Below are 22,247 nucleotides of genomic sequence, written 5' to 3'. Positions count from 1 at the left end.
GGCCGCCGGGGCACATCGGTGGTGAGGCCAACCCGACACCCACCCCCCTCAACGAGGCTCGACCCCGGGAGGCAGCTTCGCTTCGTCAATCGCGGACTGCACGTAGTCGAGCAGGATGCGCCGGAGCTCCCGACCGGCGTGGGTGGGTACGACGTCGCGCCGGCGGGCCACCGCGATGGTCCGCCGCACCCCGGGTGGGGCGAGCGGGGTGATCCGCACGCCCGGCCGGCGGGCCAGGACGATGCCGGGCACGAGCGCGATGCCGAGCCCCGCCTCGACGAAGCTGAGCACCGCGTCCATCTCGCCGCCGTCCACCGCGAAGGTCGGTTCGAAGCCCGCCTCCCGGCACGCCTGGATGGTCGCGTCGCGCAGGTCGTACCCCTCCCGGAACATCACCATGGGCTGGTCCCGCAGGTCGGTGATGCGCAGCTCCCCGGTCGCCGACGCGGTCGCCACCTCGCCCACCGAGGCCACCACCAGGCTCTCCCGCAGGATGGGGTCGACCCGCAGCCCCGGGTCGGCCCCCTGCGCCGGCATGATGATCAGAGCCAGGTCGAGGTCGCCGCGCAGGAGGTCGCGGACCAGGTCCTGGGAGCCGCCCTCCTCGACGCGCAGGTCGATGGTGGGGTGCGCGTCGCGGAACCGGCGCAGCACCGGCGGGGCGAGCGAGGTGGCCAGACTGGGGGTGGCCCCGAGCCGGACCCGGCCCCGGCGCAGCCCGACCAACTCCTGGACCTCCCGGGTCGCGGTCTCCACGTCGGCGAGGATCCGGGTGGCCAACGGCAGCAGCACCTCACCCGCCGCGGTGAGCGCGATGTTGCCCCTTACCCGCTCGAACAGCGGCGCTCCGAGGTCGGCCTCCAGAGCGTGAATTTGCTTACTGAGAGAAGGCTGAGTGATGCCCACGATGTCGGCGGCTTGGGTGAAATGTCGTACTTCGGCCACCGCGACGAAGTACCGGAGCTGATGGAGCTGCATCTAAATAGCCTACGGCTATCAACACTGCGAGTTTGATGCATTGGACGACTGATCGAAGTGCTCCTAGCGTCGGTCCTGTGGTAATCACGAAAACTCGGTCGCCCATCCGCTCGAACGTCGGCCTCAAGGCCGTCATGGCGGTGACGGGCATCCTGCTGGCGCTGTTCCTCATCGCCCACATGCTCGGGAACCTGAAGGTGTTCACGGGGGAGACCTCGTTCGACCACTACGCGCACTGGCTGCGTGACATCGGCAAGCCACTGCTGCCCGGCGTCTGGTTCCTGTGGATCCTGCGCACCGTGCTGGTCGTGGCGGTCGTCGCCCACATCGTGGCCGCCACCGTGCTGGCCCGGCGGGCCCGCGCCGCCCGCCCGGTCAAGTACGCCCACCGCAAGAAGGTCAACGGCAGCTACGCGGCCCGCACGATGCGCTGGGGTGGCGTGATCATCCTGCTCTTCGTGATCTACCACCTGCTGGACCTGACCACCGGCACGCTGAACCCGGTCGGCGACGCCAGCAAGCCGTACGGCAACGTCGTCGCCGACTTCGCCCCGGAACGCTGGTACGTCACGCTCTTCTACACGCTGGCCATCCTCGCGGTGGGCTTCCACCTGCGCCACGGCGCGTTCAGCGCGTTCCGCAGCCTCGGCCAGCAGACGCCGCGCGGCGAGCGCAGGGCGCGTACCGCGGCTCTGGTCTTCGCCGTGCTGCTCTGCGCCGGGTACCTGGTGGTCCCGTTCGCCGTACTCACCGGATTGGTGTCCTGACATGGAACTCTTCACCGAGGGCGACCCGATCGCCGACACCAAGGCTCCCGCCGGCCCGGTCGAGAAGCGTTGGGAGACCCGGCGCTTCGAGGCCAAGCTGGTCAACCCCGCGAACCGCCGCAAGATGACGGTGATCGTGGTCGGCACCGGCCTGGCCGGCGGCTCCGCCGCCGCGACCCTGGCCGAGCAGGGCTACCACGTCAAGTCCTACTGCTACCAGGACAGCCCGCGCCGGGCGCACTCCATCGCGGCACAGGGCGGCATCAACGCGGCGAAGAACTACCGCAACGACGGCGACTCCGTGCACCGGCTCTTCTACGACACCGTCAAGGGCGGCGACTTCCGCTCCCGGGAGTCGAACGTGCACCGGCTCGCCGAGGTGTCGGTCAACATCATCGACCAGTGCGTCGCCCAGGGGGTGCCGTTCGCCCGCGAGTACGGCGGCCTGCTGGACACCCGCTCCTTCGGTGGCGCCCAGGTGCAGCGCACCTTCTACGCCCGGGGCCAGACCGGCCAGCAGTTGCTGCTCGGCGCGTACCAGGCCCTCGAACGGCAGATCGGCCTGGGCAACGTGGAGATGAACGCCCGGCACGAGATGCTGGAGCTGGTTCTCGTCGACGGCAAGGCCCGGGGCATCGTGGTCCGGGACCTGGTCACCGGCGAGATCAGCACCGAGATGGCCGACGCCGTGGTGCTCGCCTCCGGCGGCTACGGCAACGTCTTCTACCTCTCCACCAACGCCAAGGGCTGCAACGTCACCGCCACCTGGCGCGCGCACCGCAAGGGCGCGTACTTCGCCAACCCGTGCTACACGCAGATCCACCCGACCTGCATCCCGGTCTCCGGCGACCACCAGTCGAAGCTGACCCTGATGAGCGAGTCGCTGCGCAACGATGGCCGGGTCTGGGTGCCGAAGACCAAGGGCGACGACCGCAGCCCGAAGGACATCCCGGAAGACGAGCGGGACTACTACCTGGAGCGGATCTACCCCTCCTTCGGCAACCTGGTCCCCCGCGACATCGCCTCCCGCGCCGCGAAGAACGTGTGCGACGAGGGCCGGGGCGTCGGGCCGACCAAGCTCGGCGTCTACCTCGACTTCGCCGACGCGATCGGGCGGCTGGGCCGCAAGGCCATCGAGGCCAAGTACGGCAACCTCTTCGAGATGTACGAGCGGATCACCGGCGAGGACCCGTACGAGGTGCCGATGCGCATCTACCCCGCCGTGCACTACACGATGGGCGGCCTGTGGGTCGACTACGACCTCCAGTCGAACATCCCCGGCCTGTTCGTGATCGGTGAGGCGAACTTCTCCGACCACGGCGCGAACCGGCTCGGCGCCTCGGCGCTGATGCAGGGCCTCGCCGACGGCTACTTCGTGCTGCCCACCACCATCGCCAACTACCTGGCCTCCGGTCCGCTGGAGAAGGTCGACGCCAGCCACCCGGCGGCCGTCGAGGCACGCACCGACGTCGAGGACCGCGTCCAGCGGCTGCTCGCGGTGAACGGCGACCGGACCGTGGACTCGTTCCACCGGGAACTGGGCCAGATCATGTGGGAGCACTGCGGCATGGAGCGCAGCGAGGCCGGGCTGCGCAAGGCGATCGACGAGATCCGCGCCCTGCGCGAACAGTTCTGGCAGCGGGTCAAGGTGTCCGGCACCGGCGAGGAACTCAACCAGTCGCTGGAGAAGGCCGGCCGGGTGGCCGACTTCTTCGAACTGGCCGAGCTGATGTGCATCGACGCCCTGCACCGCGAGGAGTCCTGCGGCGGCCACTTCCGGGCCGAGCACCAGACCCCCGACGGTGAGGCGCAGCGCGACGACGACCGGTTCGCGTACGTGGCGGCCTGGGAGTTCACCGCCGACGGCGAGCCCTCGGTGCTGCACAAGGAAGACCTGAAGTTCGAATACGTCCACCCCACGCAGCGGAGCTACAAGTGAACCTGACCCTGCGCATCTGGCGCCAGAAGGGCCCTGAGGACAAGGGTCGGATGGTGACCTACCCGGTCGACGACGTGTCCCCGGACATGTCGTTCCTGGAGATGCTCGACGTGCTCAACGAACGGCTGATCCTCGCGGGCGAGGACCCGGTGGCGTTCGACCACGACTGCCGCGAGGGCATCTGCGGCATGTGCGGCCTGATGATCAACGGCGACGCGCACGGGCCGCAGCGCGGCACCACCGCGTGCCAGCTGCACATGCGGCAGTTCAAGGACGGCGAGACCATCGACATCGAGCCGTGGCGGGCCAGCGCCTTCCCGGTCGTCAAGGACCTGGTCGTCAACCGGAGCGCCTTCGACAAGATCATCGCAGCTGGCGGCTACGTCACAGCGCCCACCGGCAGCGCGCCCGAAGCCCACTCCACCCCGGTCGCCAAGGCCAACGCCGACGCCGCCTTCGAGTCGGCCGCCTGCATCGGTTGCGGCGCCTGCGTGGCAGCCTGCCCGAACGGCTCTGGCATGCTCTTCACCGCCGCCAAGCTCACCCAACTCTCGCTCCTGCCGCAGGGCCAGCCGGAGCGCTACACCCGGGTGATCGGCATGGTCGACGCGCACGACGAGGCCGGCTTCGGCGGCTGCACCAACGCCGGCGAATGCACCCCGGCCTGCCCGAAGGGCATCCCGCTGAACACCATCGGCCGGCTCAACCGCGACTACCTCGCGGCCACCGCCAAGGGAGCCAACAACACCCCCGGTTCCTGACGTCCACCGGCACCACGCCAGACCGCCGTATCCCTTCCTGGGTACGGCGGTCTGGCGTTCGGCGGTCGGCGTATGGCTGGGCGGTTGCGGTCCGAGCCGGCACCCAGATGAGTGCGTCCGATCGTGACAGTCGGGAGTGCTGGACAGCGGCGGCGCAACCTCGATGCGAGTGACGCCGCCGCTGCACCTCACACGGTCGCCTGTGCGGCCGGCTGAGCGGTGGTCACTGGTTCGGCTGCCGGGCGTCGCCGGCGCAGGCTGCCTGCGAGGCACAGCAGTATGCCGAGCGTTAGCCACGTGGCGAGGACGATGATCGAATGGGTGGCGCCGCGGCCGTCGAAGAAGGCGGTGGATCGCAGCAGCCAACCTCCCGCGCCGGGCGGTAGCAGTTGGCCGAGCATGCCGGACCAGCCGGGCAGCATTTCGGGCGCGGTCGCGGTGCCCGACAAGGGATTGCCGATGAGCATCATCGTGGCCGCGCCCAGGCCGAGCCCGGCGTATCCGAGCACGGACTCCAGCCCGAGGATGCTCAGGGAGGTGGCCGCGACGGTCAGGGCGACCGCGCCGGTGTTCGCCCAGTAGGAGCCGGTCAGGGAGCCGAGCCAGAACTGCAGTATGGCCGACACGGCCAGGCCGCCGGTGACGGCGAAGGCGAACGCTCCGATGACCCGACGGGTGGTGCCAAGGACAAGTCTGGTCAGCAGAAGTGCGGCGAGCAGACCGCCCATGACGAGGGGCAGCCCGCCGGCGGCCAGCCCGGCACCACGCGGGTCGTCGGGCGGCAGCGGGACGAGGTCACGGACGGTGGCCTCCGTGCCGGCGCCCTGGAACTGCGGCTGGCTGAGCGCGGTGGCGATGCTGTTGAGGGTCTGGGCGACGGCCGCGCTGGCGGCGGTGGCGTGGATGACCTGTGGGGTATCGGAGCTGACGTCGATCGCCCCGTACACGTCGCGGTCGCGGATGAGCTGGTCGGCGGCGGCGGTGTCGGCGACTTCGGTGATCTCGAAGGCGTCGGGAAGGCGCTCGTCGAGGACCGTGCTGATCTGTCTGACCGCAGGCGCCGGCCCGGCGACGGCGATCGGCACGTCGTGCACCGACGAACGTATCGAGGGCCAGGCGAAGGCGGTCAGCAGCACGCTGACGGCCACCGTGAGCAGGGCGACGGCCCGGGCCACCGCGGTCCAGGGCGACGGCGATGCGTCGGTTGCCGGCTTGGCCTGAATGGCCATGTTTCCTCCTCCGAATCGGGCGGTGTTCATCGCAGGGTGAGCGGGGTTGCAGACTCGACGCGGGTGAGCTTTTCCGGATTGCGGACGTAGTAGAGACCGGTGATGCCGGCGTCCTCGACGCGGACGGCGAGGATTCCGTCGAGCTGGCCGTCCAGGCGCAGCACGAGTGATGGGTTGCCGTTGACCACGGTGGGCTCGGCGGTGAGGATGCTGTCCACCTTGGCGATGCCGGTGACGAACATGCGGGCCACCTTGTCGGCGCCGATGACCGGCCGCAACGCAGCCTGTTTGATGCCACCGCCGTCGGCCACCAGGACCACGTCTGGGGCGAGCACGTCGAGCAGGCCTCGCAGGTCCCCGGTTTCGATCGCGTGCCGCAGCGAGTCCAGTGCCGCCCGGGTCAAACTCGCAGGAACCACCTGGCGTGGGCGGCGGGCGTCGACGTGCTGGCGGGCGCGGTATGCGATCTGGCGGACCGCCGAAGGGCTCTTGTCGAGGGCTGCCGCGATCTCGTCGTAACTGACGTCGAAGACTTCACGTAGGACGAACACGGCACGTTCGGTCGGTGCCAACGTTTCGAGGACGAGCATGAGCGCCATCGACATGTTCTCCGCGAGCTCGACGTCGTCAGCCACGTCCGGTGCGGTGAGCAGCGGCTCCGGCAGCCAGGAGCCGACGTACGCCTCCTTGCGACGCTGCATCGTACGCAGCCGGTTGAGCGACTGCCGGGTGGTGACCCGGACCAGGTAGGCCCGCTGGTCGTTCACCCGCGCCAGGTCCACTTTGACCCAGCGCAGCCAGGTCTCCTGAAGGACGTCTTCGGCGTCGGCCGCCGATCCGAGCATCTCGTAGGCGACGGTGAACAGCAGGTTCCGGTGGGCCACGAAGGTTTCAGTGGCAGGGTCGGCTGGCGGCGTATTCACTGCAATACCTTCCATTTCCTGGTCGGTTCAGCGGGCGGCGAGCGCCTGGAGCCGCTGATGACGGGTGTCATCGCGGAACTTCCAGGTGTAGGAGCCGGGCTTGTGCGCCTCATGCGCCAGGTGCTCGATCAGGCCGGGGAAACTGCTGCTCTTGATCTTCGCGCCGAGGAGGCCGCCGACAGCGAAACCCTTGGCAACGTCGTTCTTCGAGGCGATCTGTACGGTGGCGGCGCCGCGGCCCAGGCTGACGCACTGCCCGAAGAAGCCGATGGCGATGGTCGCGGGCTGTCCGCCCGCGATCCGAGCGAGCACGGTGTCGGCCGCATGGGCGCCGAGTGGATTGGCCGACTGGCAGCTCATCCGTAGCGGCATGTCCGACGGTGCGGCCGAGTCCCCAGCGGCGACGATGCGGTCGTCGTCGATGCTGGTAAGCGTCTCGTCGGTCAGGAGACGTCCGGCCGCGTCGGTCGTGAGCCCGCTGCGGGCAGCCAGGTCGGGGACGCTGAACCCGGCCGTCCAGACGGTCACCGTGCTGCGCAGCTCGCGGCCGTCCCCGAGCAGGACGGCGTCGCGGCTCACCGCGGTGACCTTCGCACCAGGACCGTCGATGATGGTCACCCCGAGCTTGGCCAGCCGCTTGGCGAACGTGCGGCGAATCCTCGGGTGCAGATACGGGTGGAGCACCTTGCCACACGCAAGGGTCACGGTGCGGCCCTCGGCCGCCAACTCGGCGGCGACCTCGATGCCTGTCGCGCCCCCTCCGACCACCGTCACCACGTCCGTCGTCGGTGTGGCGTCGAGCACCGCCCGCAGTTGCTGTGCCTCCTCCAGGCTGGCCATGTTGTGGGCGTACTCGGATGCTCCGGGCACACTCGGGACGGCGCTGCCGCTGCCCACCGCGTAGATGAGGTAGTCGTAGCCCACCGTGCTTTCGTTCGCCAACGAAACGGTGCGCTCGGCCGCGTCGATCCGGGTCGCGGTGTCGACCACCAGCCGGACGCGGTCGGCCAGGACCTCCCGGTAGCCGACGACCGCGTCGCCGGTTCCGCCGACGAGCTGGTGCAGGCGAATGCGGTGAACGAAGCTCGGCCGCGGGTTGACCAGCGTAACGGTCACGTTGTCGCGCTGGCTGAGGCGGTTGGCCGCCATGACGCCGGCATATCCGCCGCCGACCACGACCACGTTGATGTTCTCCCTCATGGTGTCTCCCTCGTTCGCGGTGTTCGGCCACAAGACACCGCCTGGGGGGTTGGCGTAACAGCGCGTGAGACCGGCCACTCACCCGGTTCGCGCCGGACGTTCGGCAAGCAGCGGCCGGTACGTCATGCGCTGTGGTACGCGAGATCGACGACCAGAGCGGCTGTCACGGTGACGAGGAAGACGGCCGGCCGGTGAGCTTGCGGGAGGCCGGCTCATCCCCTTCCGCACCTCGGCGTCCGTCAGCCCGTGGCAGCGCAGGTTCCGTCCCAGGACCTCGTCACCACTGGGCGATGAGCGGCGTGTCCGGTTCGTGCTGCCGCCAGGCTTCGGTGAGGCGGGCAAGGCGGATAGGGGCGGCGATGCCACGCACAGTTGCGATCTTGCCGTTGGTGATGTCGAGCGTCACGGCGCCGACGACCTGGTCGCCGAGCACGAAGAGGATGGCGGGGGCGCGGTTGACGAGCGCGTAGTGGATGGCGGGCGTACCGCCGGCAAGTCGCCGCTTCGCGGGTGTGGGTTTGAAGCCGGCCCGTACGACGGCGGCGATGCGCTGCGGAGTGTCGTACCGCAGCAGCGTCTCGGTCAGGCCGGCGCCGTCGGAGATCGCAGTCGCGTCGTCGGCGAGTAGCGCCACCAGCCGTTCGGTGCGGCCCGAGGAGGCAGCGGCGAGGAATTCCTCGACGATCCTGCGGGCAGATGCCGGGTCGACCTCACCGCTGCGGCGGCGGGCGGTGGTGATGTGGCGCCGGGCCCGGTGCAGGTGCTGTTGGCTTGCGGACTCGGTGATGTCGAGGATCTCGGCGACCTCGGAGTGGCTGTAGGAGAACGCCTCGCGCAGGACGTAGACGGCCCGCTCAACGGGTGACAGGCGCTCCATGAGCGTCAACACAGCCAGGGAGACCGATTCGCGCTGCTCGAACGTGTCGGCTGGGCCGAGCATCGGGTCACCGTCGAGGAGCGGTTCGGGCAGCCAGGCGCCGACGGTGCGTTCGCGGCGGACCTGGGCCGAGCGGAGCCGGTCGAGGCACAGGTTGGTGACGACCTTGGTCAGCCATGCCTCCGGCACCATGATCCGCTGCCGGTCGGCGGCCTGCCAGTGCAGGAACGCATCCTGCACGGCGTCTTCGGCGTCGGCGGCGGAGCCCAGAAGCCGGTACGCCAGCGAGACCAGCCGGTTTCGGCTGGCCTCGAACCGGCTGGCGTCGAAGCGATCATTGGCGATGCTGTCCACGCGGACCAACCTAGGCGACTACGCGACCGTCTGTCCGGCGGGACGCATCCGGCACCGCGGCCAGGCGGTGCCTGCGCTTGGGCAGGCCGAAGGTCGGGTGCGAGACGGCCCACAGCGAGGTCTTGAGGATGCCCGCCTTGACCCGTGCGGCCTTCCGGCCGCCCACATACCTCGGCTTTGCTTGCGCTTCGTCGTCGACCATCTGCAGGATCCCGTCCCGCCGCCCAAGGCTGATGTGGTTACCCGGGTAGCCCAGCTTGGTGTTCGCAATCTTGTGGCCGGTCAGGCGTCCCACGATCGCCTCGATCGCCTGCATGCCGGTGTAGCCGGCCGAAGCGCAGGACATCGGCAGCGGCTGCCCGTTGTCACCGATGGCGTAGGCGCTGTCGCCGGCGGCGTAGACGTTCGGGTGCGAGACCGACCGCATGGTGCGGTCGACGACGATCTGACCGTTCCCGGTGACCTCCAGCCCGCTGGCGGCGGCGATGGGGCTGACCGCGAACCCGGCCGTCCACACGGTCGCGTCTGACGCCAGGACGGTGCCGTCGGCGCACAGCACCCGCGTCGCTTCGACGGCTTCGACGCTGGTGTACTCCAGGACGGTGATGCCCAGCCGGTCGCAGGCCTGGCGCAGGTGGCTGCGGGCTCCGGCGGAGAGCCGGGCACCCAGTTCGCCGCGGGCGACCAGCGCCACCGACAGGCCGGGCCGGGATTCGGCGATCTCGGTGGCGGTCTCGATGCCGGTCAACCCGTCGCCGACGACCAGCACCCTCCCGCATTCGCTGCGCCTGCCCAGGCTGTCCAGGCGCTCGCGCAGGCGCAGCGCCGAGGGCCGGGCGGCGATGTCGAAGGCGTACTCGGCCACGCCGGGGACGCCACAGTCGTTGCCGTGGCTGCCGAGCGCGTAGACAAGCGTGTCGTAGCCGATCTCGCCGCCAGCATCGGCGTCGGCCACGGCGACGACCTGGCGCTCGGGGTCCACGGCGCTGACACGGGCCAGGCGCAGCCGTATCCCCGTGCCCCCGAAGACGTCGGCGAGCTTCGGAGCCGCGATCTTCTGGCCGGTGGCGAGCTGGTGCAGCCGCAGACGCTCGACGAAGTCCGGCTCAACGTTGACCACGGTGATCTCGATGTCCACCGGGGACAGCCGGCGGGCCAGGTTCCCGGCCACGTGGGTCCCGGCATAGCCGGCGCCGAGAACGACGATGCGGTGCTTCATGTGTTGCTCCTGTCCTTTGGCGTGTCCTTTGGCGTGCTCTCGTGAGTTGAGCGGGACAGCGCCCCGATTGCTGACGGGGATCGCATGTGGCATGGGTCATAGAGCGTCGGGAGCGGCGCCCAACGATGCGCGCGACGCCGAGGCGGCGCAGATGCAGCCCACCCAGCCCAATGCATGATCCACTCGGGTTCCGTGAAGTCGGCCTGTCACCGCGCCTCGGATACCGCGACTTCAGGAAACGCGAGTTGATCAACTCAACCTCGCCGCAGCGAACCCGAACCAACACGACATAAGTGGGCAAGGCGGTCACATTGGCGCGCGGCGCACGGGGCACCGGGCTCACCGGCCGGCGCAGGAAGCGCACGGGCAGCGACCACCCGCCGGCCGCAGTTCACGGGCCGGCGCAGGAGGCGTACGGGCGGCGGCCGCCCATGGGCTGGGGGCGACGGTTCCCGGCGTAGGGATCAAGCCTGACCGCTCGAAGCCGGAGACGGTCGCCCCCAGCCCCGACCGCGACCACCCGACCGGCCCGAGACGGTCCTGCCGCCCAGCCGGTTCAAGTGCCCGCGCCCGGGTAGCAGTCTCCGGAGACGGCGAGAGGAGACGATGGACATGAAGGCCTTGACCTGGCAGGGCAAACGGGACGTACGGGTCGAAGAGGTCCCGGACCCCCGGATCGAGGAGCCGACCGACGCGATCGTGAAGATCACCTCGACCGCGATCTGCGGTTCCGACCTGCACCTGTACGAGGTGCTCGGGCCGTACCTGAAGCCGGGTGACGTCCTGGGCCACGAGCCGATGGGCATCGTCGAGGAGGTCGGGTCGGAGGTGACCGGGCTCAAGCCGGGCGACCGGGTGGTGGTGCCGTTCAACATCGCCTGCGGCAGTTGCTGGATGTGCTCGCGCCAGCTCTACGCCCAGTGCGAGACCACCCAGGTCACCAGCGAGGGCAAGGGCGCGTCCCTGTTCGGCTACACCTCGCTCTACGGTTCGGTGCCGGGCGGGCAGGCCGAGTACCTGCGCGTACCGCAGGCCCACTTCGGGCCGATCAAGATCCCGCAGACCGGCGCCGACGAGCGCTACCTCTACCTGTCCGACATTCTGCCCACCGCGTGGCAGGCGGTGAAGTACGCGGACACCCCGCCGGGCGGCACCCTGGCCGTCTTCGGGTTGGGTCCGGTCGGGCAGTTCTGCGCGCGGATCGGCCGCCACCTCGGCGCGGGCCGGGTGATCGGGCTGGACCTGGTTCCCGAGCGGCTGGAGTTGGCCCGCCGGCACGGCATTGAGGTGCTCGACGTCAGCGAACTGTCCGACGTGCCGGGCGCGCTGATCGACCTGGTCGACGGCCGCGGCCCGGACGCGGTGATCGACGCGGTCGGGATGGAGGCGCACGGTTCGCCGGCGGGGAAGTTGGCGCAGACCGCAGCCGGGCTGTTGCCGGACAAGCTGGCCCAGACGATGACCGACCGGGCGGGTGTGGACCGGCTGTCCGTCCTGCACGCCGCGCTCAAGGCGGTTCGCCGCGGCGGCACCGTGTCGCTCTCCGGGGTGTACGGCGGCGAGGCGGACCCGATGCCGCTGATGGAGATGTTCGACCGGGGCATCCAGCTGCGGATGGGGCAGTGTCACGTGCGCCGCTGGACCGACGAGATCCTGCCGCTGCTCTCCGGCGACGACGACCCGCTGGGCGTGGAGGACCTGCGTACCCACCGGTTGCCGCTGGCGCGGGCGCCGCAGGCGTACGAGATGTTCCAGAAGAAGGAGGACGGCTGCATCAAGGTCGTGCTCCAGCCGTGAGTGCGAGGAGTGAGCCGGGGTTGCGAGCCCCGCAGTCACGAATTCAAGTGGCACCGTGAGCCGGGTGGTCGTGATCGTTGGCGCGAGCAGCGGGATCGGCCGGGCGACGGCCCGGGCGTTCGCCGAGCGCGGTGACCGTTTGGTCCTCGCGGCTCGCGCCACCACGACCCTGGCCGAGGTACGCGCTGAGTGCGCCGACGTCGACGTGCTGACCGTGCCGACCGACGTGACCGAGCCGGACGCGCTGGACGCGCTCGCGGGTGCGGCGTTGGACCGCTTCGGTCGTATCGACGTGTGGGTGCACACGGCGGCGGTGATGGCCTACGGACGCTTCGACGAGTTGCCGGAACGGGTCTTCGACCAGGTGGTGCGCACCGACCTGCTCGGCGCCGCCGGTTCGGTACGGGTGGCGCTGCGGCACTTCCGGGCCGCCGGGGCCGGCACGGTGATCCTCACCGGTTCGGTGCTCGGGCACATCACCGCGCCGTACATGAGCGCGTACGTGGCGAGCAAGTGGGGGTTGCAGGGCCTGGTCCGGACGGTGCAGCAGGAGTTGCGGGACAGCCCGGGGATCCGGCTGTGTCTGGTCAATCCGGGCAGTGTGGACACTCCGGTGTACCAGCAGGCGGCCAACTATCTGGGCCGGATCGGGCGACCTCCGCCGCCGGTCGCCGGCCCGCAGCGGGTGGGTCGGGCCATCGTGGACTGTGTGGACCGGCCTCGCCGGGAGGTGTCCGTGGGCCGACTCAACGTGGTGCTGCGGGCCGGCTTCACCGTCCTGCCGGGGGTCTACGACGTCCTCGTCGGCCCGTTGATGCGGGCGGCGGGCCTGAGTGGACGGTCCGTCGCCGCGCACGACGGCTCGGTCTTCGCCCCCAACCCCTCCGGCGAGGCGGTCCGCGGCGGTCATCTGCCCGACCTGCGGCAACTCGTGTTCGGGCCGGTCACTGCGGTGGGCGCCGCACTGCGCCGACGGTTCGGTTGACCTGTTCGGACTCGTTCGGGACATGTTCGGGGGCCTCGTGCGTCGATCAACTCGCCTAGGGTGGTGGGCCAGCAAGCGCTCTGGCACACCACGATCGGGGAGACGATTGACCATGCGACTGAACCGCAGAACGGCGCTCGGCTTGGGCACTGTGGCCACCGCCGGCACGGTGCTGGGTGCCGCCGCCCCGGCGAGCGCCGCCGACGTCTCCGAGGCGTCGCCGACCACCCCCGCTCGGGCCGCCCGTCGGGTCGCCTCCGTCTTCACCAAGCACAGCGCCGAGGCCGGCGGCAACTGGCAGGCGTACGTCAGTGTCGCCGACCCGGCCGGCGCGCCGGTGGTCGCCGTGGAGGCTGACGCGGACCGGCGGATCGAGGCGTACAGCGTCAACAAGATCGCCGTCGCCACGGCGGTGCTCGACAAGGTCGACCGTGGGCTGCTCACCCTGGACCAGCAGGTCGAGGTGAGCGCGGCGATCGTCGTACCGGGTGGTGACGGCATCTTCAGCCTGGACGGCGCGTACCCGAGCCTGGTGACCATCGGGCACGTGCTGGCCAACCTGCTGACCGTCTCGGACGACACGGCGGTGCGGTTGTGCGGGCTGGTCGCTCCGGCCGCCGAGATCAACTCCATCCTGGTCGCCAAGGGTTTCCCGAACACCCAGGTCCAGCTGGTGGCCAACCCGAACCGGTTCTTCCTCGGCACCAGCACCCCCCGGGAGACGCACGACCTGCTGCGCGCCCTGGTCGCCGGCACGCTGCTCTCCCCCGCCTCGACGACGTACCTGTTGGGCATCCTGCGCTCCCCGGTGGCCTTCACCGACGGCATCCGGCGCACCATGTCCTCGGACGAGCGGGCCCGGATCGCCACCAAGGCCGGTTGGTTCGCCGACGCCCGGCACGAGGCGGGTGTGATCTTCGACCGCTCCGGCGCGGCGGTGCTCACCTACGCGCTCTTCGCCGACGGGCAGGCCAGCCCGGAGGACTTCGGCGCGACCCACCCGGCGGTGCAGGCCCGGGCCGCCATGGGCCCCAAGTTCCTGGCCGCGGTTGACCGGATCGCGGGCGTCGGCAAGACGTTCCGGATCACCGCCCGACGCCCCAGCAACGGCGGCTAGGGCACCCCGTAGGTCCGTCCCGGGTCGGTCGCCGCTGTCGGCGACCGACCCGGCGTGCCGACCACCGAGGCACGGGTCGGTCCGGGTGACTACCGTGTAGGGCGGACACGTCGGAGGGACGGCAATGGCACGAGCGCAGAACACGGACGTCGAACGGTCGCTCGGGCGACGGATGCGGGGCGCCGCTGGCCTGGCCGCGCTCGCCGGCCTGGCCTGGGTCGCCCGGGATGTCCCGGCGGCGCTGGGTGGCCGCCTCAGCGGGGCGCGGGCGGAACGGGCGGCCCGCTCGCCGCAGTTCCGCGAGGGCACCTTCCACAACCGGGCCGGCACCCGCACGATGATCGCCGAGCCGGGGCGCAACCTGGTCCGCGAGCTGATCTTCGGCAAGCAGAAGCGGCGTCCGACCGCGCCGGTGCCGCTGCTGCGTCCGAGCGCCGGCGGGCCGGACGCCGCCGACACCGCCGACGAGCTCAACATCGTCTGGTACGGCCACGCCTCGACGTTGATCGAGATCGAGGGCCGGCGGGTGCTGCTCGACCCGGTGTGGAGCGACAGGTGCTCCCCGTCGGGTCTGGTCGGCCCGCGCCGGCTGCACGAGCCACCGGTGGGCATCGACGAGCTGCCCCCGCTGGACGCCATCCTGATCTCGCACGACCACTACGACCACCTCGACATGGCCACCGTGCGAGCGCTGCTCGCCGGGCAGTCCGCGCCGTTCCTGGTGCCGCTCGGCGTGGGCGCGCACCTGGACCGCTGGGGCGTACCCGCCGAGCGGATCATCGAGCTGGACTGGTCCGAGTCGCACCAGGTCGCCGGGCTGGAGATCACCGCCACCGCCGCCCAGCACTTCTCTGGACGCGGGCTGCGCCGCGACGGCACGCTCTGGAGTTCGTGGGTGGTGGCCGGGGCGCGCCGCAAGGTCTTCTACACCGGCGACTCCGGATACTTCGACGGGTACGCCGAGATCGGCGCCGAGCACGGGCCGTTCGACGTGACGCTGATGCAGATCGGCGCGTACGACAGGGCCTGGCCGACGATCCACATGTTCCCGGAGGAGGCGGTCGACGCCCACCTCGACCTGCGCGGCGGGCTGTTCGTGCCGGTGCACTGGGCGACGTTCAACCTGGCCCTGCACGACTGGTCCGAGCCGGTCGACCGGCTGTGGGCCGAGGCGAAGGCCCGCGACGTGCGGCTCGCCGTGCCCCGGCCGGGCGAGCGGGTCGTCGTCGACGAGCCGCCCGCCGTCGACGGGTGGTGGCAGTCGGTCGCCTGAGCCAGGCCAACGCAGGCACCGCCCGACGTCGGGTCAGAGCACGAACGCGTCGGTCCAGAGCGCGCCGGAGCGGCCGGAGAGCGCGTCCAGCATGGCCACCGCCTGACCGTCGGTGAGCTGCGCGACGAAGTCCACGATGGCTCGGCCCCGGGCGCGACCGATCCGGTCCGGGGTACGCGGGTGCAGCTCCGCCTCGGCCAACTCCACCAGGTCGTGCAGCCGCCGGGGCAGCCGGGACTCCTCCTCCGGGTCGAGCAGCCACTCCCAGAGCGCCTCGACCAGGGTGCCCAACAGCCGGGCCTGGCCGCGCTGGTGCAGGGCGAGGTCCGGGCGGGCCAGCACGAACCGGTGGTGGACGAACTTGAGCACCTGCACCTCGTGCCACTGGGCGCAGCCCAGCAGCACGTGCCCGGAGCGCACCGACGGCTGTTCGGTGACCGTGATCGCCTCGACGAAGCGGGTGGACCAGCGGGCGGAGAACCGGGCCACGTACTGCTCGGCCTCGATCGAGCCGTCGAACGGCATCGCGAGCAGCCCGTCCACCAACTCCTCGCGGACGTGCTCGACGGCGGCGGCGAACGCGTCGTCGTCGGCGATCCAGGCGTCCTTGCGGTGCAGTTGCCGGCGCAGCCGCTCGATCGCCGCCCCGGGTCGCCGGGCCGCCGTGGCCAGCGCCGCGTCGGTGATCGCCCGCAGCTGCCCGCTCTCGCGCTGCCAGGCCATCAACTCCGCGGAGACCGAACCCTGCTGGAGCACCCCGACCCGGTAGAAGTCCTCCACGTCGTGGATGGCGTACGCGATGTCGTCGGCGGTGTCCATCACCGACGCCTCCACTGTCTGCTGCCAGTCCGGGATGCGACCGGCGAACGGCGCCCGGGCCTGCCGCAGGTCGTCCAGCTCGGTCCGGTAGGCGCCGAACTTCGACGAGCCGCTCTCCGGGTCGTCCGGCGGCGGGGTGGCGCCGCGCGGCGGCGGGTCCATCGTGCGGGGGTGCGGGTCGGGGTGGTCCAGGCGGGTCCACGGGTACTTCAGCATCGCCGCGCGGACCGCCGCGGTCAGGTCCAACCCGGTGGTGGCCGCGCCGCGGATCTCGGTGCTGGTGACGATCCGGTACGACTGCGCGTTGCCCTCGAAACCGTCGGAGAGGCCGAGGCGCTGGCGGGCCAGCCGGTCCAGCACCCGCTCCCCCAGGTGCCCGAACGGTGGGTGCCCGAGGTCGTGGGCGAGGGCCGCCGCCTCCACCACGTCGGGGTCGCAGCCACCGAGCTTGTCGAGCAGGTCACGCCAGCGCTCGTCGCCGCTCAGCCGTTCGGCGACCGCCCGGGCCACCTGGGCGACCTTGAGGCTGTGGGTGAGCCGGTTGTGCACCAGCAGCCCGGAGCCGACCGGGCTGATCACCTGGGTGACACCGCCGAGGCGGGCGAAGAACGGCGAGCCGACGATCCGGTCCCGGTCGGCGCGGAACGGGTTGGCCGTGAGGTCGCCGAGGGCTCGGGCGCTGCCGCCGAAGAGCCGCCGGGCGCGCGGATCCGCAGCAGATTCCATGATCGCCACGCTAGCGCAGGCCCGACCGGACCGCCGCCGGTCACCCCGGCCGGGCGCGGGGGTTCGGTCCCCCGCCCCGGCCGGGCGCGGCGACAGCGCCCCGACCCGCCCGGCAGAATGCAGGCGTACCCGCTCTGTGAAGGCGGATCGAGTCGAAGGCGGATCGAGATCGTGACCCAGTCTGTTCATCAGCGGATCGCCGACGAGCTCGGCGTGGCCGAGCGTCAGGTGCGGGCGGCCGTGGAGCTGCTCGACGGCGGCGCCACAGTGCCGTTCATCGCCCGCTACCGCAAGGAGGCCACCGGCCTGCTCGACGATACCCAGCTGCGCACCCTGGAGGAGCGGCTGCGTTACCTGCGCGAGCTGGACGAGCGGCGGGCCGCGGTGCTGGAGTCCATCCGCAGCCAGGGCAAGCTCGACGAGGCCCTCGAGGCGCAGATCATGGCCGCCGACTCGAAGTCCCGGCTGGAGGACATCTACCTCCCGTACAAGCCGAAGCGGCGGACCCGGGCGCAGATCGCCCGCGAGGCCGGGTTGGCGCCGTTGGCCGAGACGCTGCTGGCCGACCCGGGTCAGGACCCGCGTGCCACCGCCGCCGGGTTCGTCGATGAGGAGAAGGGCGTCGCCGACGCCGCCGCCGCGCTGGAGGGCGCCCGGGCCATCCTCATCGAGATCTTCGCCGAGGACGCCGACCTGATCGGCACGCTGCGCGAGCAGATGTGGTCGCGGGGCCGGCTGGTTTCCCGGGTACGCGAGGGTCAGGAGGCGGCCGGCGCCAAGTTCGCCGACTACTTCGACTTCTCCGAGCCGTACCCGAAGTTGCCCTCGCACCGGATCCTGGCGATGTTCCGGGGCGAGAAGGAGGGCGTGCTCGACCTGACGATGGAGTCGGAGGAGGCGGGCGAGGCGGACACCGTACCGACCGGCCCGACCCGGTACGAGGCGGCCATCGCCGGCCGGTTCGGGGTGTCCGACGCGGGCCGCCCGGCCGACCGCTGGCTGACCGACACGGTCCGCTGGGCGTGGCGTACCCGGATCCTGATCCACCTCGGCGCGGACCTGCGGATGCGGCTGTGGCAGGCCGCCGAGGAGGAGGCGGTGCGGGTCTTCGCCACCAACCTGCGGGACCTGCTGCTCGCCGCGCCGGCCGGCACCCGGCCCACGATGGGCCTGGACCCGGGTCTGCGGACCGGTGTGAAGGTCGCCGTGGTGGACGCCACCGGCAAGGTGGTCGCCACCGACACCATCTACCCGCACGAGCCGCGCCGGCAGTGGGACGCGTCGGTGGAGACCCTCGCCCGGCTGGCCGGGGCGCACGGGGTGGAGCTGATCGCGATCGGCAACGGCACCGCCTCCCGCGAGACCGACAAGCTCGCCGGTGAGCTGATCGCCCGGCACCCGCAGCTCAACCTGACCAAGGTGATGGTCTCCGAGGCCGGCGCGTCGGTCTACTCCGCCTCCGCGTACGCCTCGCAGGAGCTGCCCGGGATGGACGTGTCGCTGCGCGGCGCGGTCTCCATCGCCCGCCGCCTCCAGGACCCCCTCGCGGAGCTGGTCAAGATCGACCCGCGCTCGATCGGCGTCGGTCAGTACCAGCACGACCTGTCCGAGGTGAAGCTGTCCCGGTCGCTGGACGCGGTTGTGGAGGACTGCGTCAACGCGGTCGGCGTGGACGTCAACACCGCCTCCGCGCCACTGCTGACCCGGGTCTCCGGGATCGGCGCCGGCCTGGCCGAGAACATCGTGCTGCACCGGGACGCCAACGGGCCGTTCCGCTCACGTACCGAGCTGAAGAAGGTGGCCCGGCTCGGGCCGAAGGCGTTCGAGCAGTGCGCCGGCTTCCTGCGCATCCCCGACGGAGACGACCCGCTGGACTCCTCCAGCGTGCACCCCGAGGCGTACCCGGTGGTGCGCCGGATCCTCTCCACCACGGGGCAGGACCTGCGCTCGGTGATCGGCAAGAGCGGCATCCTGCGCGGGCTGCGGGCAACCGACTTCGTCGACGACCGGTTCGGCCTCCCCACCGTCACCGACATCCTCGCCGAGCTGGAGAAGCCGGGCCGGGATCCCCGCCCCGAGTTCCGCACCGCCACCTTCGTCGAGGGGGTGGAGAAGATCAGCGATCTGACGCCGGGAATGGTGCTGGAGGGCGTGGTCACCAACGTGGCCGCGTTCGGCGCGTTCGTCGACGTCGGGGTGCACCAGGACGGTCTGGTGCACGTCTCGGCGATGTCCCGGACCTTCGTGAAGGACCCCCGCGAGGTGGTGAAGTCCGGCGACGTGGTCAAGGTCCGGGTGCTCGACGTGGACGTACCCCGCAAGCGGATCTCGTTGACCCTGCGCCTGGACGACGAGCCCGCCACCGGCGACGGTGGTGGTAGCAGCCGGACCGGCCAGGAAGGTCGGGGCCCGGCGCAGCGCGCGCCGCAGGGCGGTCGCGGCGGCGGGCAGGGCGGTCGCGAAGGCCAGGCCGGTCGCGGCGGCGGGCAGCAGGGGCGCGGCGGGCAGGGCGGTCGCGAAGGCCAGGGCGGTCGTGGCGGCGGGCACGGCGGTCGCGGCGGGCAGCAGCGGCAGGGCGCACCGGCGCCAGCCAACGACGCGATGGCGGAAGCCCTGCGCCGCGCCGGACTGGCCTGACCCCGTTCAGCACATCAACCCCGCGCCCTTCCCCGTCGATCTTGCACTTACTGTCCCGACATAAGCCGGCATTCTGCCTATCTCGACGACCGAAAGTGCAAGATCGGCGCGGGTGGGGCCTGCGCGGCCCTCGGAAATCAGCTCGCGTGACCGCGGGTTTCAGGGCGATGATCTCGCGGTGAGGATGCACGCCGATCAGGTGGACGTGAGCGTGGACGTGGTTTCCGCGCTGGTGGCCGAGCAGTTTCCGCGCTGGCGGGGCCTGCCGGTCCGGCCGCTCCCCTCGACCGGCACCGTGAACGCCCTGTTCCGGCTCGGCCCGGACATCGTGCTGCGGTTTCCGCTGCTCCCCTCGACCGATCCCGAGCTGCACGCCGAGTTGCGGCGCGAGCAGGAGAACGCAGTGCTGCTCGGCGAGCACCTGCCGGTCGAGGTGCCCGAACCGCTCGGCCTCGGTGAGCCGGGTGACGGGTACCCCGGGCCGTGGACGGCGTACCAGTTCATTCCGGGGGAGACGGCCCAGCTCGGCCGGATCGGCGACCTCGACGTGTTCGCGCGGGATCTGGCCGACGTGGTGACGGCCCTGCACGCCATCGACACCGGCGGCCGGGCCTGGTCCGGGAACGGACGGGGCGGGCCGCTGGCCGCCGAGGACACCGACGTGCGAGCCGCGCTCGCGGTCAGCGGCGGGCTCACCGACACCGCCGCGCTCGCCGAGGTGTGGGACCGGTGCCGCGAGGCGCGCCGGGACGATCCCGCCGACGTGTGGATCCACGCCGACCTGATGCCGGGCAACCTGCTGGTCCGCGACGGCCGGCTGGCCGCCGTCATCGACCTGGGCGCGGTCGGCGTGGGTGACCCGGCGGTGGACCTGATGCCGGCGTGGAACCTGTTCGACGCCGGGTCCCGGGAGACGTACCGGCGGGCGCTCGGCGTGGACGATGCGACGTGGGAGCGCGGACGCGGATGGGCGCTGCAACAGGCGATCAACGCGCTGCCCTACTACGTCGAGACCAACCTGGTGATGGCCGCGATCGCCCGACGCACCCTGCGGGCCGTACTCGACTGAGCCCCGTCGCGTACCGTCGGCGTCGTGAGTGAGCCGGACGGCCGGACGTGGCGGGATCAGCAGCGGCAGGCGGTGCGGGCGCACGCCGACGCGGACGCGCGGCGGCGGGCTGCGGAGCAGGCGGAGGCGGCGGAGCTGGTGGCCTGGTTCGTGGCCGAGGCGACCCGGCGAGGGCTGCGCACCACCCGGCTGGTCGCCCGGGGTTACGACGGGCGCGGGCGCTACCGGACCAGGCTGACCGGCTGGTACGTCGACCGGGCCGAGACCCGGGCGGTGGACGTGGCCGGCCGGTTCCACCTGCTGACCGTGCCGGGCGGTCTGCGGGCCCGGCTGTTCGGCGCTGACCCGGAGCCCAGCCCGGCGCCGTTGGTGGTCGGGGCCGGTGGCCGCGACGGCGAGTCGATCCCGTTGCGGACGCTGCTCACCCGGTTGCTGGACGACGGGTCCGGCGAGCCAGGTTCCACCACCAGGCCTGCTGCACCAGGAGCGTGAGGAGCCCGGCGAGGACGATCGCAGACAGGTTGATCACGAGCTGGAGAGCCGAACCGCCCGCCTCGTCCCACACTCCGTAGGCAGCGGCCACGGCCACGTTCGCCGCGGCCGGGACCGTGGTCACCGAGATGAGCACCCCAACGAGGCTGCCCGACTTCTTCGACGTGAGGGAGAGCATGCCGGCAACGCCGGCAAGCAGGCCCACCACCCAGGACAGCGCATCCGGCCGCCAGATGAAGTCGGTGAGCGGTCGCTCGGCGAGCAGCATCTCCTCGGTCACCAGGCCAGCGGCGGTCAGCGCCCAGGTGCTCAGCACGGTCGCCACCATGGCCGCCAGGAAGCCGCCGGTGAGGGCCTGCACGGACCTGCCGATCACGTCGAGCCGGCGGCGCAGCAGCGCCACGCAGAGCGCGGCGAGCGGGCCGAACTCCGGTCCCACGACCATCGCGCCGACGATGAGGATCGGCTGGTCCAACAGAACACCGATGCCGGCGATCATCGTGGCCACCACGATCAACACCAGGTAGGTGCCGGACAGTTCGGTCTGTTCGCCGGTCTTCGCCGCGATCTCGTCCCAGACCACCGCGTCGGCGCCACTACCGGGGGCCTTCTCCGCAGCCCGGTCGGCCGACGCGGAGATGGTCAGCTCGACGTCCTCGGCGGCGATACCGCCGCGCGCCTCCACCCCGAGCTGCTGCAGGCTCCGCAGAACGCCGTCGGCGCTCTCGCGGACCACATCGCAGAGGATCAGATCGCCCTGCGGCTGTCGGGCCGCACCGGGCAGCACGGCCAGGTGGGTCACCCCTGCCTCGGTGGTCAGCAGGTCGACTATCTCCGAGGACCGGTCCACCGGGGCAATCACCCTGAGGTGCAGCACTCGTTCTCCCTGTTGTACGCGGCACGCGGGCGCGGCCGGCAGCACTCTAGCCGGCCGGGCTCGGCTATCGGTTCGTGCGCCAGGGGCCGGTCGGCTCTATTTAGCGCAAAGTCGGCGAAAACAGCCGTCAACGACTAAAGGCCCTGCTACAACCATTTTGGTCTTTTATCACGTCCGATCGGAGGCGCCGTCCGTGGACCTGATCCAC

General features: G+C 71.3%; 18 protein-coding genes. 10 read left to right on the top strand and 8 right to left on the bottom strand.

The features are described 5' to 3' along the window. Positions 1–48 precede the first annotated feature (48 nt). On the bottom strand, positions 49–978 hold the full coding sequence (locus tag IW249_RS19810; RefSeq protein WP_196922119.1) for a LysR family transcriptional regulator: 930 nt from the start codon (positions 976–978) through the stop codon (positions 49–51). Positions 979–1,061: 83 nt separating this feature from the next. On the opposite strand from IW249_RS19810, the gene IW249_RS19805 reads away from it, so the two are divergent. From IW249_RS19805 to IW249_RS19795, 3 genes are read left to right on the top strand one after another with little or no spacing between them, the layout of a single operon-like run. Continuing rightward, positions 1,062–1,745, top strand: coding sequence for a succinate dehydrogenase cytochrome b subunit (locus IW249_RS19805; RefSeq protein ID WP_307788828.1), 684 nt, complete (start codon positions 1,062–1,064; stop codon positions 1,743–1,745). A 1-nt stretch (position 1,746) separates the two neighbouring features. Further along, a complete protein-coding gene (locus IW249_RS19800) occupies positions 1,747–3,684 on the top strand; it encodes a fumarate reductase/succinate dehydrogenase flavoprotein subunit (RefSeq protein WP_196922117.1) in 1,938 nt (645 codons plus the stop codon). Then, positions 3,681–4,445, top strand: coding sequence for a succinate dehydrogenase/fumarate reductase iron-sulfur subunit (locus IW249_RS19795; protein ID WP_091401529.1), 765 nt, complete (start codon positions 3,681–3,683; stop codon positions 4,443–4,445). Before IW249_RS19800 ends, IW249_RS19795 begins: the two co-directional genes overlap by 4 nt. A 188-nt stretch (positions 4,446–4,633) precedes the next feature. Here the strand turns inward: IW249_RS19795 and IW249_RS19790 are convergent, their stop codons facing one another. From IW249_RS19790 to IW249_RS19770, 5 genes are all read right to left on the bottom strand, one after another. Beyond that, positions 4,634–5,674: a hypothetical protein gene (locus IW249_RS19790; RefSeq protein WP_196922116.1), complete on the bottom strand. Its 1,041-nt coding sequence runs from the start codon at positions 5,672–5,674 to the stop codon at positions 4,634–4,636. Positions 5,675–5,700: 26 nt separating this feature from the next. Beyond that, positions 5,701–6,597, bottom strand: coding sequence for an RNA polymerase sigma-70 factor (locus IW249_RS19785; RefSeq protein ID WP_307788645.1), 897 nt, complete (start codon positions 6,595–6,597; stop codon positions 5,701–5,703). A gap of 27 nt (positions 6,598–6,624) precedes the next feature. Then, complete coding sequence (locus IW249_RS19780) at positions 6,625–7,797, bottom strand: NAD(P)/FAD-dependent oxidoreductase (RefSeq protein WP_196922114.1); 1,173 nt, start codon at positions 7,795–7,797, stop codon at positions 6,625–6,627. A 277-nt stretch (positions 7,798–8,074) separates the two neighbouring features. Then, positions 8,075–9,028 carry a sigma-70 family RNA polymerase sigma factor gene (locus tag IW249_RS19775; protein ID WP_196922113.1) on the bottom strand — a complete coding sequence of 318 codons (954 nt, stop codon included), beginning with the start codon at positions 9,026–9,028 and terminating at the stop codon, positions 8,075–8,077. Positions 9,029–9,038: 10 nt separating this feature from the next. Beyond that, complete coding sequence (locus IW249_RS19770; protein ID WP_196922112.1) at positions 9,039–10,247, bottom strand: NAD(P)/FAD-dependent oxidoreductase; 1,209 nt, start codon at positions 10,245–10,247, stop codon at positions 9,039–9,041. A 612-nt stretch (positions 10,248–10,859) separates the two neighbouring features. Between IW249_RS19770 and IW249_RS19765 the strand changes: the two genes are divergently transcribed. The 4 genes from IW249_RS19765 (at position 10,860) to IW249_RS19750 (ending at position 15,419) form a co-directional block, all read left to right on the top strand. Further along, on the top strand, positions 10,860–12,044 hold the full coding sequence (locus IW249_RS19765) for a zinc-dependent alcohol dehydrogenase (protein ID WP_196922111.1): 1,185 nt from the start codon (positions 10,860–10,862) through the stop codon (positions 12,042–12,044). A gap of 64 nt (positions 12,045–12,108) precedes the next feature. Next, positions 12,109–13,029, top strand: a complete 921-nt coding sequence (locus IW249_RS19760) for an SDR family NAD(P)-dependent oxidoreductase (RefSeq protein ID WP_307788644.1) — start codon at positions 12,109–12,111, stop codon at positions 13,027–13,029. A 112-nt stretch (positions 13,030–13,141) separates the two neighbouring features. After that, entirely contained in the window at positions 13,142–14,146 is a 1,005-nt protein-coding gene (locus tag IW249_RS19755) for a serine hydrolase (protein WP_231392583.1), read from the top strand. A 124-nt stretch (positions 14,147–14,270) separates the two neighbouring features. Next, positions 14,271–15,419, top strand: a complete 1,149-nt coding sequence (locus tag IW249_RS19750) for an MBL fold metallo-hydrolase (RefSeq protein ID WP_196922108.1) — start codon at positions 14,271–14,273, stop codon at positions 15,417–15,419. Between the two features lie 33 nt (positions 15,420–15,452). Here IW249_RS19750 and IW249_RS19745 read toward each other — a convergent pair whose 3' ends face one another. Further along, positions 15,453–16,964, bottom strand: coding sequence for a deoxyguanosinetriphosphate triphosphohydrolase family protein (locus tag IW249_RS19745; RefSeq protein WP_196922107.1), 1,512 nt, complete (start codon positions 16,962–16,964; stop codon positions 15,453–15,455). A gap of 171 nt (positions 16,965–17,135) precedes the next feature. Here IW249_RS19745 and IW249_RS19740 point away from each other — a divergent pair, with 171 nt between their 5' ends. The 3 genes from IW249_RS19740 (at position 17,136) to IW249_RS19730 (ending at position 21,162) form a co-directional block, all read left to right on the top strand. Continuing rightward, positions 17,136–19,601, top strand: coding sequence for a Tex family protein (locus IW249_RS19740; protein ID WP_196922106.1), 2,466 nt, complete (start codon positions 17,136–17,138; stop codon positions 19,599–19,601). A 184-nt stretch (positions 19,602–19,785) separates the two neighbouring features. Further along, on the top strand, positions 19,786–20,670 hold the full coding sequence (locus tag IW249_RS19735; RefSeq protein WP_196924865.1) for an aminoglycoside phosphotransferase family protein: 885 nt from the start codon (positions 19,786–19,788) through the stop codon (positions 20,668–20,670). A 24-nt stretch (positions 20,671–20,694) separates the two neighbouring features. Next, positions 20,695–21,162, top strand: coding sequence for a hypothetical protein (locus IW249_RS19730; protein ID WP_196922105.1), 468 nt, complete (start codon positions 20,695–20,697; stop codon positions 21,160–21,162). On the opposite strand, the gene IW249_RS19725 is transcribed toward IW249_RS19730, so the two are convergent. After that, positions 21,092–22,039 carry a DUF389 domain-containing protein gene (locus tag IW249_RS19725; RefSeq protein ID WP_196922104.1) on the bottom strand — a complete coding sequence of 316 codons (948 nt, stop codon included), beginning with the start codon at positions 22,037–22,039 and terminating at the stop codon, positions 21,092–21,094. The genes IW249_RS19730 and IW249_RS19725 overlap by 71 nt on opposite strands. Positions 22,040–22,247: the final 208 nt, after the last annotated feature.

The sequence above is a fragment of the Micromonospora vinacea genome (genome assembly GCF_015751785.1).
Lineage (GTDB): Bacteria > Actinomycetota > Actinomycetes > Mycobacteriales > Micromonosporaceae > Micromonospora > Micromonospora vinacea.
Note: the sequence above shows the minus strand (reverse complement) of the source record. Positions and strands in the feature narration are given on the sequence as shown.

Coding starts and splice junctions, on each gene's coding strand:
- IW249_RS19765 (WP_196922111.1), top strand. CDS start 10,860: ATGAAGGCCTTGACCTGGCAGGGCAAACGGGACGTACGGGTCGAAGAG.
- IW249_RS19780 (WP_196922114.1), bottom strand. CDS start 7,797: ATGAGGGAGAACATCAACGTGGTCGTGGTCGGCGGCGGATATGCCGGC.
- IW249_RS19735 (WP_196924865.1), top strand. CDS start 19,786: ATGCACGCCGATCAGGTGGACGTGAGCGTGGACGTGGTTTCCGCGCTG.
- IW249_RS19750 (WP_196922108.1), top strand. CDS start 14,271: ATGGCACGAGCGCAGAACACGGACGTCGAACGGTCGCTCGGGCGACGG.
- IW249_RS19745 (WP_196922107.1), bottom strand. CDS start 16,964: ATGGAATCTGCTGCGGATCCGCGCGCCCGGCGGCTCTTCGGCGGCAGC.
- IW249_RS19810 (WP_196922119.1), bottom strand. CDS start 978: ATGCAGCTCCATCAGCTCCGGTACTTCGTCGCGGTGGCCGAAGTACGA.
- IW249_RS19800 (WP_196922117.1), top strand. CDS start 1,747: ATGGAACTCTTCACCGAGGGCGACCCGATCGCCGACACCAAGGCTCCC.
- IW249_RS19790 (WP_196922116.1), bottom strand. CDS start 5,674: ATGGCCATTCAGGCCAAGCCGGCAACCGACGCATCGCCGTCGCCCTGG.
- IW249_RS19770 (WP_196922112.1), bottom strand. CDS start 10,247: ATGAAGCACCGCATCGTCGTTCTCGGCGCCGGCTATGCCGGGACCCAC.
- IW249_RS19755 (WP_231392583.1), top strand. CDS start 13,142: ATGCGACTGAACCGCAGAACGGCGCTCGGCTTGGGCACTGTGGCCACC.